The organism is Psychroserpens mesophilus (assembly GCF_050617655.1).
GTDB lineage: Bacteria > Bacteroidota > Bacteroidia > Flavobacteriales > Flavobacteriaceae > Psychroserpens > Psychroserpens mesophilus_A.
Genome location: NZ_JBODQC010000467.1, coordinates 1 through 239, shown reverse-complemented (window position 1 = coordinate 239; position 239 = coordinate 1). Strand labels below are relative to the sequence as shown.

1 protein-coding gene is annotated in these 239 nt (G+C 35.1%); it reads left to right on the top strand.

Annotated features, from left to right (window positions below):
* A partial coding sequence (locus ACRHNM_RS18015; protein ID WP_431138002.1) for a transglycosylase domain-containing protein occupies positions 1-239 on the top strand: 239 nt, incomplete at both ends.

Below are 239 nucleotides of genomic sequence, written 5' to 3'. Positions count from 1 at the left end.
AGACAATATTAGTCTAATGCGTGTTTTTGTAAAAAACTTAATTCTTGGAGATAAAAGTGCTGGTGGTGGAAGCACGATAACGCTTCAATTGGCGAAGAATTTATATGGCAGAAAAAATTACGCACTATTTAGTATGCTCATTAATAAGTTCAAGGAATCTATTGTGGCCAAGCGTATTGAAGACATTTACTCTAAGGAAGAAATTCTAACGCTTTATCTGAATACGGTTCCGTTTCCAG